Origin of the sequence: Bradyrhizobium sp. HKCCYLRH3073 (assembly GCF_051167995.1) — a bacterium.
Classification (GTDB): domain Bacteria; phylum Pseudomonadota; class Alphaproteobacteria; order Rhizobiales; family Xanthobacteraceae; genus Bradyrhizobium.
On the sequence record NZ_JBNPUD010000017.1, the window covers coordinates 98,558 to 110,986 of the forward strand.

10 protein-coding genes are annotated in these 12,429 nt (G+C 68.8%); 8 read left to right on the forward strand and 2 right to left on the reverse strand.

Annotated features, from left to right (window positions below; all coding sequences use genetic code 11):
* Nucleotides 1–67 precede the first annotated feature (67 nt).
* From bchI to ACQR1X_RS29015, 7 genes are all read left to right on the forward strand, one after another.
* Nucleotides 68–1,114: a magnesium chelatase ATPase subunit I gene (gene bchI, locus ACQR1X_RS28985; protein WP_434900118.1), complete on the forward strand. Its 1,047-nt coding sequence runs from the start codon at nucleotides 68–70 to the stop codon at nucleotides 1,112–1,114.
* Complete coding sequence (locus tag ACQR1X_RS28990) at nucleotides 1,111–2,853, forward strand: magnesium chelatase subunit D (RefSeq protein WP_434900119.1); 1,743 nt, start codon at nucleotides 1,111–1,113, stop codon at nucleotides 2,851–2,853. Before bchI ends, ACQR1X_RS28990 begins: the two co-directional genes overlap by 4 nt.
* Nucleotides 2,854–2,989: 136 nt before the next feature.
* A complete protein-coding gene (locus ACQR1X_RS28995) occupies nucleotides 2,990–3,958 on the forward strand; it encodes an alpha/beta fold hydrolase (RefSeq protein WP_434900120.1) in 969 nt (322 codons plus the stop codon).
* Nucleotides 3,959–3,991: 33 nt separating this feature from the next.
* Nucleotides 3,992–4,897 (forward strand): alpha/beta fold hydrolase BchO, encoded by a 906-nt coding sequence (gene bchO / locus ACQR1X_RS29000; protein ID WP_434900121.1) that lies wholly within the window; start codon nucleotides 3,992–3,994, stop codon nucleotides 4,895–4,897.
* A gap of 52 nt (nucleotides 4,898–4,949) precedes the next feature.
* Nucleotides 4,950–6,488 (forward strand): phytoene desaturase, encoded by a 1,539-nt coding sequence (locus ACQR1X_RS29005; RefSeq protein ID WP_316237534.1) that lies wholly within the window; start codon nucleotides 4,950–4,952, stop codon nucleotides 6,486–6,488.
* Nucleotides 6,485–7,525, forward strand: a complete 1,041-nt coding sequence (locus ACQR1X_RS29010) for a phytoene/squalene synthase family protein (protein ID WP_434900122.1) — start codon at nucleotides 6,485–6,487, stop codon at nucleotides 7,523–7,525. Before ACQR1X_RS29005 ends, ACQR1X_RS29010 begins: the two co-directional genes overlap by 4 nt.
* Before the next feature lie 117 nt (nucleotides 7,526–7,642).
* Nucleotides 7,643–7,786: a hypothetical protein gene (locus ACQR1X_RS29015; protein ID WP_315803434.1), complete on the forward strand. Its 144-nt coding sequence runs from the start codon at nucleotides 7,643–7,645 to the stop codon at nucleotides 7,784–7,786.
* Nucleotides 7,787–8,568: 782 nt separating this feature from the next.
* Here ACQR1X_RS29015 and ACQR1X_RS29020 read toward each other — a convergent pair.
* Nucleotides 8,569–9,408 (reverse strand): hydratase, encoded by an 840-nt coding sequence (locus ACQR1X_RS29020; protein ID WP_434900123.1) that lies wholly within the window; start codon nucleotides 9,406–9,408, stop codon nucleotides 8,569–8,571.
* Nucleotides 9,409–9,428: 20 nt separating this feature from the next.
* Complete coding sequence (gene crtD, locus ACQR1X_RS29025) at nucleotides 9,429–10,958, reverse strand: 1-hydroxycarotenoid 3,4-desaturase CrtD (protein ID WP_434900124.1); 1,530 nt, start codon at nucleotides 10,956–10,958, stop codon at nucleotides 9,429–9,431.
* Between the two features lie 122 nt (nucleotides 10,959–11,080).
* Between crtD and ACQR1X_RS29030 the strand changes: the two genes are divergently transcribed.
* Complete coding sequence (locus ACQR1X_RS29030; protein WP_434863819.1) at nucleotides 11,081–11,950, forward strand: polyprenyl synthetase family protein; 870 nt, start codon at nucleotides 11,081–11,083, stop codon at nucleotides 11,948–11,950.
* The last annotated feature ends 479 nt before the right edge of the window (nucleotides 11,951–12,429 follow it).

Here is a 12,429-nt window from a genome sequence, read left to right on the forward strand (position 1 = left end):
AGCGGCCCCTGATTGTGGTCTCATGCTGGCAACGCGGCGGGAACGCGTCGCGGCGCAGGGGACGCTCATGGGAATCGCCTTTCCGTTCTCGGCCATCGTCGGCCAGGACGAGATGAAGCTGGCGCTGATGATCGCTGCCGTCGATCCGAAGGTTGGCGGCGTGCTGGCCTTTGGCGATCGCGGCGCCGGAAAATCCACCGCGGTGCGCGCGCTCGCCGCGCTCTTGCCGCCGATGAGCGCCGTGATCGGCTGTCCCTATCAATGCGATCCGGCCGACGTCGCCGCGCAATGCGCCGCGTGCCGCGCGCGCTCCAAGCCGAGCGGCAAGGCGAAAAAGCCGGCGGCGTTGAAGGCGCATCAGGTGCCGATTCCGGTCATCGACCTGCCGCTCGGAGCCACCGAGGACCGCGTCGTCGGCGCGCTCGATCTGGAGCGTGCGCTGGCTCATGGCGAGAAATCGTTCGAGCCGGGATTGCTGGCGCGCGCCAACAGAGGCTTTCTCTATATCGATGAGGTCAATCTGCTGGAGGATCATCTCGTCGATCTCCTGCTCGACGTCGCCGCCTCCGGCGAGAACGTGGTCGAGCGCGATGGCCTCAGCATCCGCCATCCCGCCCGCATCGTGCTGGTCGGCACCGGCAATCCGGAGGAGGGCGAGCTGCGGCCGCAACTGCTCGATCGCTTCGGTCTCTCGGTCGAGGTCAAGACGCCCGCTGACCTGCCGACGCGCATCGAGGTGATCAAGCGGCGTGACGCGTTCGAGACAAATCCCACGGCGTTCGTCGGGCATTGGGAGAAGGAGGAGGCCAAGCAGCGCAAGCGCATCCTGGCCGCGCGCGAGCACATCGGCTCGGTGAAAGTCGCCGATCGCGAGCTGGAGCAGGCGGCGCGGCTGTGCATGGCGCTCGGCACCGATGGCCTGCGCGGCGAGCTCACCTTGATGCGTGCGGCGCGCGCCGCGGCGGCGCTGGACGGCGTTAAGGCGGTCGATGACGGCCATCTCAAGACGGTGGCGCCGATGGCGCTGCGGCACCGTCTCAGGCGCAATCCGCTCGACGATTCCGGCTCGTCGGTGCGGGTCGAGCGCGCGCTCGCCGAGCTGTTTGCAACGTGAGCGACGGCGCTACGATCTGGGCCGATGCGATGATCGCGGCCGCGCTGGTGGCGATCGATCCGCCGGCCGCGTCGGTGCTGTTGCGTGCGGGCGCGGGACCGGTGCGCGATCAGTGGCTCGATCTGTTGCACGACTTGATGCCGTCGTCGACGCCTTTGCGCAAGCTGCCGCCGTCGATCTCCGACGATCGCCTGCTTGGCGGCATCGATCTTGCCGCGACCTTGCAGGCGGGGCGGCCGGTGCTGCAACGTGGGCTGCTCGCCGATGCCGATGGCGGCGGGCTGATCGCCGTGATGGCCGAGCGCATGTCGCAGTCGACGGTCGCACATCTCTGTGTTGCCCTCGACACCGGGGCTATCAGCATCGAGCGCGATGGCATGTCGCTGCGCGCGCCGGCTCGGCTCGGACTGATTGCGCTCGACGAGGGCATCGGTGATGAGCGCGTGTCGCCTGCCTTGGCCGACCGCCTGGCCTGCCATCTCGATCTCAGCAAAGTTGCGCGCGTCGATCTCGGCGAGAGCCTGTTCGACTCGTCCGACATCGCAGCAGCGCGTGCGCTGCTGCCGCAGGTCCGTTTGCCGGACGAGGCGATCACGGCGCTGACGACGACGGCCTGTGCGCTCGGCATCGACTCGCTGCGCGCGCCGCTGCTCGCCTGTCGCGTCGCGCGCATCGCAGCGGCGCTTGATGGCAAGGTCGAAGTCGCAGACTCGCACGTCGCCTGCGCCGCGCGGCTGGTGCTGGCGCCGCGCGCCACCCGGCTGCCTGCAGCGGATGACGAGACCGAGAACAGCGAGGCGCCGGAGCCCGAGAATGAGTCGGCCGAGAGTGAGGACGACGACCGCAGCGAGAACGGTCCGCTCGAGGATCGCGTGCTCGAAGCGGCGCAGGCGGCCATTCCACTCGACCTGCTGAAGCGGCTGCAGGAGGAACGCGCGACCCGCGTCCGCAGCAGCAGCGTCAGCAAGCAGGGCACCGCTCAGAAGGCGCCGAAGCGCGGCCGTCCGATCGGCGCGCGACGCGGCGAATGGCGCGCCGGGGCGCGGCTCAACGTGCTCGAGACTCTTCGCGCGGCAGCGCCGTGGCAGCCGCTGCGGCGGCGGACGCAACGTTCCGGCAAGAGCGGCCGGCTGATCGTGCACAAGGACGACATTCGCATCACCCGCTTCAAGCAGCGCTCGGGCACCACGACGATCTTCGTCGTCGATGCCTCCGGCTCGTCGGCCTTGCAGCGCCTTGCCGAAGTCAAGGGCGCGGTCGAGCTGCTGCTCGCCGAATGCTACATCCGCCGCGACGAGGTCGCGCTGATCGCGTTTCGCGGCAAGGGCGCCGAGCTCCTGCTGCCGCCGACGCGCTCGCTGACGCGCGCCAAGCGCAGTCTCGCGGCGCTGCCCGGCGGCGGCGGCACGCCGCTGTCGGCGGCGATCTTCGCCGCGACCGAGCTCGCGCTCGCCGTGAAGGCCACGGGCCAGGCGCCGACCATCGTGCTGATGACCGACGGCCGGGCCAATGTCGCGCGCGATGGCGGCGGCCGCAGCGAGGCCGAGGCGGAGGCGCTGGTCGCTGCGAAGCAGCTCGCGCTGACCGGCATTCCGGTCGTGCTGGTCGATTCCTCGCCTCGCCCGCAGGACAAGGCCGCGCAGCTCGCCGGTGCGATGCAAGCGCGTTACGTCGCGCTGCCTCATGCCGATGCCGCACGGTTGTCGCAGGCCGTCATGGCGCAAGCCGGCCGCGGCTGACGGCGCTGGAACCCGCGGCGTCAAGCGGCGTTCCAACGGTGACTGACAAGACGTTCGGTCATCGCTATGCTCGTCCCGGTCGGTCGGCAGTGGTGGACTCTGCTATCCGCAGGAAAAAGCCAGACAGGAGCACGCCATGCAGGTCGCTTCGACCACACAGAGTGATCATGCCTCTGCTCCGGGCGTGGTCACGATGCCCCCGCCGTTGTCCGCGCCGCGCTTCGAACTTACGGATGCGCGCGTCGGACGCATCACCTGCTATGGCGATGGCCCGGCGGCGCCGGGCGATCGACGGCCGCTGTTGCTCATTCACAGCGTCAACGCCGCGGCGACGGCCTACGAGATGAAGCCGCTGTTCGAGCACTACCGCCAGACGCGTCCCGTCTATGCGCTCGATCTGCCGGGCTTCGGCCTGTCCGACCGTGCCGATCGCATCTACACACCGCGCATCATGACCGACGCGATCCTGCTCGCGGCGAACGAGATTCGCCGCCGTCATGGCGACGCCGCGATCGACGCCGTCGCGCTGTCGCTCGGCTGCGAGTTCGCCGCGCGCGCCGGCACCGAGGCGCCGAACCTGTTTCGCACCTTGGCGCTGCTCAGCCCGACCGGCTTCGATCGCCGCGCCGAGGCCGCGGCCAAGACGGCTGGCAACAAGGACACGACCCGCGCCATGCCGTGGGTGCGCAACATCCTCAACGTCTCCCTGTGGAAGCACGGATTCTTCACCCTGCTGACCTCGCGCGCCAGCATTCGTTTTTTCCTGCAGAAGACCTTTGGTCGCAAGGACATCGACGAGGGCCTTTTGGAATACGACTACATCACCACGCACCAGCCCGGCGCCGAGAACGCGCCGTATTCGTTCGTCTCCGGCTATCTGTTCAGCACCAATGCCGTGAAGCTCTACCAGGCACTGGCGATGCCGGTCTGGATGGTGCATGGCGTGCGCGGCGATTTCGTCGACTATCACGGCAAGCACGCCGTCGAGGCTCTGCCCAACTGGCGGATCGAGGTGATGCGGACCGGGGCGATGCCGCATTTCGAACAGCTTGATAAAGTCGTCGCCAGCTATGATGATTTCCTGACGCGCGCGGCCGATCGTTGACGGTGCCGGCGGCGTCCAACCGCGTGGGCCGGCATGAGCGACAAGCCGAACTGGAGCGTCGACGGCAGCGACTGGCCCAACCGGGTGGCCAGCCGCTTCGTCGAGGCCGCGGGCCTGCGCTGGCACGTTCAGATCATGGGCGAGGGGCCAGTCGCGCTGCTCGCCCACGGCACCGGTGCCGCGACCCATTCCTGGCGCGATCTCGCGCCGCTGCTCGCCAGGCACTTCACCGTCGTCGCGCCGGATCTCTCCGGCCACGGCTTCACCTCCACGCCGCATTGGCGGCGGCTGTCGCTCGACGGCATGTCGCGCGATCTCGCTGGTCTCTGCGAGAAGCTTGCGATCGCGCCTGAAATCGCGATCGGCCATTCCGCGGGCGCGGCGATCCTGACCCGCATGACGCTCGATGGCCTGATCACGCCGAAGCTGATCGTCAGCCTCAACGGCGCCTTTCTGCCGTTCGGCGGCGCGGCCGCGCAGTTCCTGTCGCCGCTCGCCAAGATGATGGCGCTCAATCCGCTGGTGCCGCGGCTGTTCGCCTGGCGGGGCCGCGATCCGGCGGCGGTGCATCGGCTGCTGAAGGGGACCGGCTCGACGATCGACGCGACAGGCGAGCGGCTGTATCGGCGGCTGGTCGGCAGCCCCGGCCATGTCGGCGCCGCGCTCGAAATGATGGCGAACTGGGACCTGCATCCGCTTGGGCGCGAGCTGCCGCGGTTGAAGACCGCGCTGCTCCTGGTCGCGGCCGCGCATGACCGTGCCATTCCGCCAGACGTCGCGCGTCGCGTCCAGCAATCGGTGCCTCAGGCGCAGCTCGAACTCATTGATGGCCTTGGTCATTTGGCCCATGAGGAGCAGCCGGCGAGGATTGCGGGCCTGATCGTCAACGCCGCCGAGCGCGCGGGCGTGCTCGCGGTGCAGCAGGAAATGTCAAACTAGATTGACATTTTTTGGCTAGCGAAAACGTCAGTTTCAATTTACGCTTTCGCCCATGCTCGACGTCTCCACCATCAAGGCCGCTGTCCCGGCTGCGCTCGGAGACCGGCCGCATGCGGTCGTGATCGGCTCCGGCTTCGGCGGCCTCGCCGCAGCGGTCCGGCTCGGTGCGCGCGGCTATCGCGTCACCGTCTACGAGCAGCTCGACGCGCCCGGCGGCCGCGCCTACGTGCATCGCCAGGACGGCTTCACCTTCGATGCCGGCCCGACCATCGTCACCGCGCCGTTCCTGTTCGAGGAGCTATGGCAGCTGTGCGGTCGGAGGATGTCCGACGACGTCACGCTCAAGCCGATCTCGCCGTTCTATCGCATCCGGTTCGACGACGGCACCGTGTTCGACTGCTCGGGCGACCCGGCCGAGATGCGCGCCGAGGTGGCGCGGCTGTCGCCCGGCGACGTCGACGGCTACGAGCGCTTCATGAAGGCGAGCGAGGCGATCTTCAGAAAGGGCTTCGAGGAGCTTGGCGACGTGCCGTTCCTGTCGTTGATGGACATGGCCAAGATCGCGCCGGCGATGATCAAGCTGCAGAGCTTTCGCTCGGTCTATGGCCTCGTCTCGCACTATGTCCGCGACGAGCGGCTGCGCGTGATCCTGAGCTTCCATCCGCTGCTGATCGGCGGCAACCCGTTCACGACCACGTCGATCTACTGCCTGATCGCCTATCTCGAGCGGCGCTGGGGCGTGCACTTCGCGATGGGCGGCACCGGTGCGCTGGTGACGGGTCTCGTCGGCTTGATCGAGGGGCAGGGCGGCAAGGTGCGCTGCTCGGCACCCGTCGCCGAGATCACGACCAGGAATGGCGTCGCCACCGGCGTGCGGCTGGCGTCGGGCGAGACCATCGCCGCGGATGTCGTGGTGTCCAATGGCTGCGCGGCCTGGACCTACAAGCATCTGCTGCCGAGCATGCGGCGCCGGCGCTGGACCGATGCGCGCATCGACCGTGCGCGCTATTCGATGAGCCTGTTCGTCTGGTATTTCGGCACGAAGCGCCGCTACGACGACGTTCAGCATCACACCATCCTGCTCGGCCCGCGCTATCGCGAGCTGCTCGACGACATCTTCCGCCGCAAGGTCCTGGCGGATGATTTCAGCCTCTATCTGCACCGGCCGACCGCCACCGATCCGTCGCTGGCGCCCGATGGCTGCGATGCCTTCTACGTGCTGTCGCCGGTGCCGCATCAGCAGAGCGGCATCGACTGGTCGGCGACGGCCGAGCCGTTCCGCAAGCGGATCGAGACCGCGCTGAGCGACACGCTGCTGCCGGACCTTGCCGGCGAGATCGTCACGTCGCGGCTGCTGACGCCCGATGATTTCGAGCATCGCCTGTCGTCCTATCGCGGCGCGGCGTTCGGGCTCGAGCCGGTGCTGATGCAGAGCGCCTGGTTCCGGCCGCACAACAAGAGCGAAGAGGTCGAGCGGCTCTATCTGGTCGGCGCGGGCACCCATCCTGGCGCCGGCCTGCCGGGCGTGCTGTCCTCGGCGCGTGTGCTCGATGATCTCGTGCCCGCGCCGCATGAGCTGGAGCGGCGATGAGCTGGCAAACGGACATTGCGATCTGTCGGCGGATGTTGCGGGGCGGATCGAAGACGTTCTTTGCCGCCTCGAAAGTGCTGCCCCGCGCGGTCGGCGATCCCGCCGTCGCGCTCTACGCGTTCTGCCGCGAGGCCGATGATGCGATCGACGGGCCCGGCCGCCGCGTCGACGCCGTCGAGCTGCTGCACGAACGGCTCGACCGGATCTATGATGGCGCGCCGGACGACAGTCCCGTCGATCGCGCGCTGGCCGGCGTCGTGGCGCATTTCACGATTCCGCGCGCGCTGCCGGAGGCGCTGCTCGAAGGTCTCGCCTGGGACGCCCAGGGGCGCCGCTATGAGACCCTGAGCGACGTGCTCGCCTATGCCGTGCGCGTCGCCGGCACGGTCGGCGTGATGATGTCGCTGCTGATGAACCGGCGCGAGGCCGGGACGATCGGACGCGCCTGCGACCTCGGCATCGCCATGCAGCTCACCAACATTGCCCGCGACGTCGGCGAGGACGCGCGCGCTGGCCGGCTCTATCTGCCGCGGCAATGGCTGCGCGAGGCGGGCCTCGATATCGAGACCTGGCGTGCCGCGCCGTTCTTCGACGACCGCATCGGCCGGGTCACCGCGCGACTGCTCGCAGTCGCCGACGTGTTCTATGCGCGCGCTTCCGCAGGCATCGCCGATCTGCCGTGGAGTTGCCGGCCCGGCATCCATGCGGCGCGGCTGATCTATGCCGAGATCGGCCGCGAGGTCGCACGTGCCGAATTCGATTCGCTGTCGCGGCGCGCATTCGTCTCGATGCCGCGCAAGCTGCAGCTTCTCGGCAAGGCCGCGGTGATGTCGCTGCTGCAGGAGCAGCCGTCGCTGGCGCCGCCGCGGCCGGAGGCGCGCATTTTGATCGAGGCGGTCGTCGCGGCGGATGCGCAGCGCCCGCACGCGATCGCGCCGCCGCGCCGGACTGTTCACGATCGCGCGCTGTGGGTGCTCGACCTGTTCGAGCGCCTGGAGCGACGCGATCAGTTGTTGCGCTCGGGGCGGTCGTCGTAGCGAGGCGAGGTCGTCGGCATGACGGTAAGGCGGCCGGCGCGGATTGCAGCGCTCGGAAAGTCGCGCGTGAGACGCTCAGATGCAGAAGGCCAAGGTCAGACCCGCGAGTGACGCGCCATGAGCGAGATGGGGGGCCTGCTCGAATTCGTCGTCGTCGCGATGTGCATCGCCGGCTGGCTCGTCCTCGAATGGCAGGGCCGCCGCCTCGACCGCCAGCGCGCCGAGCGCGAGGCCAGGGAACGCGAAGCGGAGAAGCGGTAGGGTGGGGGGAGGCGGATTCACGTCTCAAACAGCGATCGACATAGCTTCGCGTTCTCGCGGCAGATGTTGCCCGAGCTTTGCGATCAGGTCGTCCCTCGCGAGAGTGCAGAGGGCGCAGGGAATGCCGGGTGAAGGCCCCACCCATGGCCCGCCTGCAGAAAAAATGCAGGCGGCAGGTACCACAGGCAAAGCCGGTTCAACCGGCATTCCCTGCGCGACGGTCTTCACGCTTATACGCAGTCTCCCTGGTGCGCCGGGCTTGTTGGCCACCATCACCACGCGGCACATCAGCGCCATCGCGGCTTGATACCAGCGTCGGGGTATCAGGACGCTGCGATTTCACGTCCGCAAGCTGCCGTTCGTCCGCGCATCCGAAGACACGCTGCGGCAAAATCGCGGCCATCGCATCCCCACCTCGCGTGTCGTGACGATCGCGCGCTACGCCCCTCTGCGGTGAGGCGGGATGCGCGGAGATAATCATGATTCACGAAAAATCGCAAGAGATTTATTTTTATCGGAAGTCGGCGCCATGTTCTCAGTCGTCGTCCCAGCGAACGCCGGGACCCATACCCCCAGGGAGCGGTTTGAGGCAGGCTGGCTATTGGCATTTTGCCCATCATTAAGGCCGCGGCGTATGGATCCCGGATCGGCGCTGTGACGCGCTGGGGCGCGTCACGGCTTGTCCGGGACGACACCTGTTGGTTTGTCGCGAAAGCACACGCCCTGGGGCGAAGCGTTTGCGTTCTTATCGGCCTCTTGATCAACCTCGTCCTCTCCGGCCCTCACCACCGCGGCATCCGGAACGGCAGCATGGCCTGCACGATCGGCATGTGGAAGCGGTCGAGCGACAGGCTCTCATGCATCACCGCGACATCCTCGCCGTGCAGACGGGCGGCGAGATGGGAGCGCGCGTAGAACGGGGCGTCCTCCAGCGTGCTCACGACGCGCACCGGTGCGTCGGCGTCGGCGCGGGCGCTGCGGTCGACGCGCCACAGCGTCTTGCGCAAAGGCGCCTCCGTGAGCGGCGTGATCGATTCCAGACGGCCCGCGGGGTCGACGTGCAGCGCGAGCGACGTATCGGCGCCGTCGCGCGCGACCGTGTCATAGGAGATCACGGTGCCGGTGCGCGTCGCCGCGCGCGACCATTGCCAGCTCTGGAAGTCGCGCTCCAGCGGCGCGTCGCCATGGTTGATGTCGAAATAGCCGTCGCCGCGCCAGTGCAGATCCGGATGATCGAAATCGACCGACACGCGGCAGCATGGCGCGATCGGCTGCCAGCGGTGGCGTCCCTCGGCATCGAGCGTGAACGCGATCTCGTTCAGCGCCGTCGGTACGACGCGGACGCGACCGCGCAGTGGCAGCGGCCAGGGCACGCTGACCTCGCTGATCTCGATGGTGAGCTCGCGGCCGTTCCAGGCGAGGCTGCTCGGACCGAGCCCGAGGCTCGCAGGCTCGCGCGTGATTGCACCGCGTCCGCGCTCGGTCATGGCCCAGCGCCGCGCGCGCGCGCCATAGAGCGCAACGTTGAGCGCACAGTGATTTTCGGGATCAGCCGCTCCCCGCCGCCGCACCCACGCGTAGTACGGCGAGAACACGCTGCCGACGAAGGCGATGAGCGTCATGCCGAAGCGGCCGTCATCGCTCAGCGCGTCGACATACCACCACGCATAGCCGTGGTCCGGGACAATGCGGTCGAAGCGAGGTCCGCGGTCGCCCGTGCAGCGGCCATCCGGCCCGACAGCGCCGCCATCGGCACGCCCGGTCCCGGATGCGCGCTGCCCCCCGCCACGTAGAGCCCCGGCAGCCTGGTCGGCGCGCCCGGCCGCTGGAACGATGCCATCCAGCCGTGCGAGCTGCGGCCGTACAGCGCGCCCCCCGTGCCCGGAAACATCCGGTTGAAGTCCGTCGGCGTTGTCACGCGGGTCAATTCCGGCGTCGTCGCGATGCTGAGGCCGCAGCGCTGCAACAGGTCGAAGGTCTGGCGGGCACATTGGCTGATCTCCGAGGGAGCGAAGCGATGATGATCACCTGACGCGGGCGCGTTGATCAGGACGAACAGCGGCTCGTTGCCGCCGGCCTCGCGCGGCTGGTCGTCGCGATCCTGCGCGCAGACATAGACGGTGGGCTCGGCCGGCATCGCGCGGCGGTCGATCAGCTGATCGAACTCGGCGCGGTAGTCGCGCGAGAAGAACACGTTGTGCCGCACCAGCGGAAAGCCGTCGGCCCGCGCGAGGCAGCTCCAGGTCATCGCCGAGAGCGAGCGCGCGGCCTGCGGGATCGCCGGTAGCGCGCGCGCGGCGTCCACACCAAACAGCCCCTGCGCCAGCGCGGCGACATCGGCCGTCGCGATGACGGCGTTGGCGGTGATCTGCTCACCGGTCGCGAGCCGTACGCCCGCGGCGCGACCGGCGCTCGTGACGATGCCGGCGACCTCGCTGTCGTAGCGGATGCTGACGCCGTGGCGCCGCGCCAGCGCGGCCAGGCACGCGGCGAGCTCGTGCATGCCGCCGTCGATCAGCCACACGCCGGCCTGCTCGACATGGGCGACCAGCATCAGCGTCGCGGGCGCATGGAAGGGCGACGAGCCGCAATAGGTCGCGTAGCGGCCGAACAACTGCTGCAGTCGAGGATCGCGAAAATAGCCGCCGAGCGCCTTCCACAGCGTCTGGAACGGACGGATCGCGGTGAGATCGCGGAAGCCGGCATTGCGCAACAGATGCGTCATGCTCGGCGCCGGCGTGCGGATGAAGGGATCCCTGAGCACCTCGAAGATGCGGCGGGCGTCGCGGCAGAACGCGCGATAGCCCTCGGCCTCGCTGCGTCCGGCGAAACGACCGATGGCGTCAGCGGACCGGTCCTCGTCGGCGAACAGATCGAGCGTGCGGCGATCGGTCCAGGCGTGGCGGGCGAGAACGTCGAGCGGGGTGAGGGTGAGGTGATCGTCGAGCGATGTGCCGATGTCGGCGAACAGCTCGTCGAACACCCAGCGCATCGTGAACACGGTGGGGCCGGAGTCGATCCGGGCAGGGCCGATCGCGATCTGGCGCATCTTGCCGCCAGGCGCGGCGGCGCGCTCGATCACGGTCACCTCGGCGCCACGCGCGGCGAGGGTGAGCGCGGCGCTGAGGCCGGCGATGCCGGCGCCAACCACGATCACGCGGTGATCGGCCATTGCTTTGCACTCCTGTCCGCCCGGCCTGACGCAGGAATGTCTAGCATGATTTACAATGTTGGTGTAAGTTGAAATTTACATAGGCGAGGGCCGGCATGGGCCTCGCGGCAGGGGAGGCTGGCATGGACGTGATGGCCCGGATCGAGAAATCCCTCGTCACAGCGGTCGCCCTGGCCGACCGGCCCGGATGCCCGCCGCGCCTCTCGGCCGCCATGCAGGCCGCGGTGTTTCCCAAGGGGGCGCGGGTTCGTCCGCGGCTCTGTCATGCGGTGGCCAGCGCCTGCGGCGACGACGAGCCGGCCGCGACCGATGCGGCGGGATCCGCGATCGAGCTGCTGCACTGCGCCTCGCTGGTGCATGACGATCTGCCGTGCTTCGACAACGCGGCGCTGCGACGCGGGCGGCCCTCGGTGCATGCCGCGTTCGGCGAGCCGCTCGCGGTGCTCGCGGGCGATGCGCTGATCGTGCTCGCATTCCAGACGCTCGCCAAGTCGCGCTGCTCGCCGCTGCGGCTGGCGCAGCTGATCGCGACCATCGGCGATGCCGTCGGCGTGCCGCATGGCATCTCGGCCGGGCAAGCCTGGGAGTGCGAGCCGCAGATCGACCTGTCGCGCTATCACCGCTCCAAGACGGGCGCGCTGTTTGCGGCGGCCACTGTGTCGGGCGCCGCTGCAGCGGGGCATGAGAATCCGGAGGCGTGGCGTACGCTGGGCGAGACCATCGGCGAGGCCTATCAGGTCGCCGACGACATCCGCGACGCAGCCAGCGACGAGGAGGAGGCGGGCAAGCCCGTTGGCCAGGATGCTGCGCTCGGGCGGCCGAATGCCGTGCTGATCTATGGCCTCGCCGGCGCCGTCAGCTATCTGCACGATCTCGTCGCCGACGGCATCCGCACCATGCCGCCCTGCGCCCACGCGCACGAGCTGCGCATGCTGATGGAGCAGGAAGCCAAGCGCCTGGTGCCGCGCCGCCTCGCGGCGTCGGCGGCGTGATGTTTCGGCCGCGTTGAATGGCAACGCTCGCGCCGCGCGCACAGTGCCCACCCTCCCCTGGAGGGGGAGGGGCGCCGAGCATGCGCGCAGCGGCATGCGCGGCGGGGTGGGGTGACGGACTGTCCGCGCCTGTGGTGCTGATGGCTTCGCGGGCGCCGGTGCCGGCAAACCTGATGTTGCCTCGAGCCATCCTCACCTGTTTCCGGGCTCACCCCACCCCACCGCGCGCGTTGCGCGCGGTGACCCTCCCCCTTCAGGGGAGGGCAATCGCATGTGGAAATTCCGGGCTGTCGCGACGAACGATCCTGCAAGTTAGTTACTCCGTCATGCCCGGGCTTGTCCCAGGCATCCACGTCGTTCTCAGCATGCCGGCCGACGTGGATGGCCGGGACAAGCCCACGACTGTCCGGTTCAGCTTCCGCATATTGCGAGGCTCAACTGTTGTGGGTTTTTGGCAAGTTGGGGTGGCCCCGTGAGCA

Bases quoted from the DNA above. Each gene is read 5' to 3' on its own strand.
- bchI (WP_434900118.1), top strand. From the start codon at position 68: ATGGGAATCGCCTTTCCGTTCTCGGCCATCGTCGGCCAGGACGAGATG.
- ACQR1X_RS28995 (WP_434900120.1), top strand. From the start codon at position 2,990: ATGCAGGTCGCTTCGACCACACAGAGTGATCATGCCTCTGCTCCGGGC.
- bchO (WP_434900121.1), top strand. From the start codon at position 3,992: ATGAGCGACAAGCCGAACTGGAGCGTCGACGGCAGCGACTGGCCCAAC.
- ACQR1X_RS29005 (WP_316237534.1), top strand. From the start codon at position 4,950: ATGCTCGACGTCTCCACCATCAAGGCCGCTGTCCCGGCTGCGCTCGGA.
- ACQR1X_RS29010 (WP_434900122.1), top strand. From the start codon at position 6,485: ATGAGCTGGCAAACGGACATTGCGATCTGTCGGCGGATGTTGCGGGGC.
- ACQR1X_RS29015 (WP_315803434.1), top strand. From the start codon at position 7,643: ATGAGCGAGATGGGGGGCCTGCTCGAATTCGTCGTCGTCGCGATGTGC.
- ACQR1X_RS29020 (WP_434900123.1), bottom strand. From the start codon at position 9,408: ATGACGCTCATCGCCTTCGTCGGCAGCGTGTTCTCGCCGTACTACGCG.
- crtD (WP_434900124.1), bottom strand. From the start codon at position 10,958: ATGGCCGATCACCGCGTGATCGTGGTTGGCGCCGGCATCGCCGGCCTC.
- ACQR1X_RS29030 (WP_434863819.1), top strand. From the start codon at position 11,081: ATGGACGTGATGGCCCGGATCGAGAAATCCCTCGTCACAGCGGTCGCC.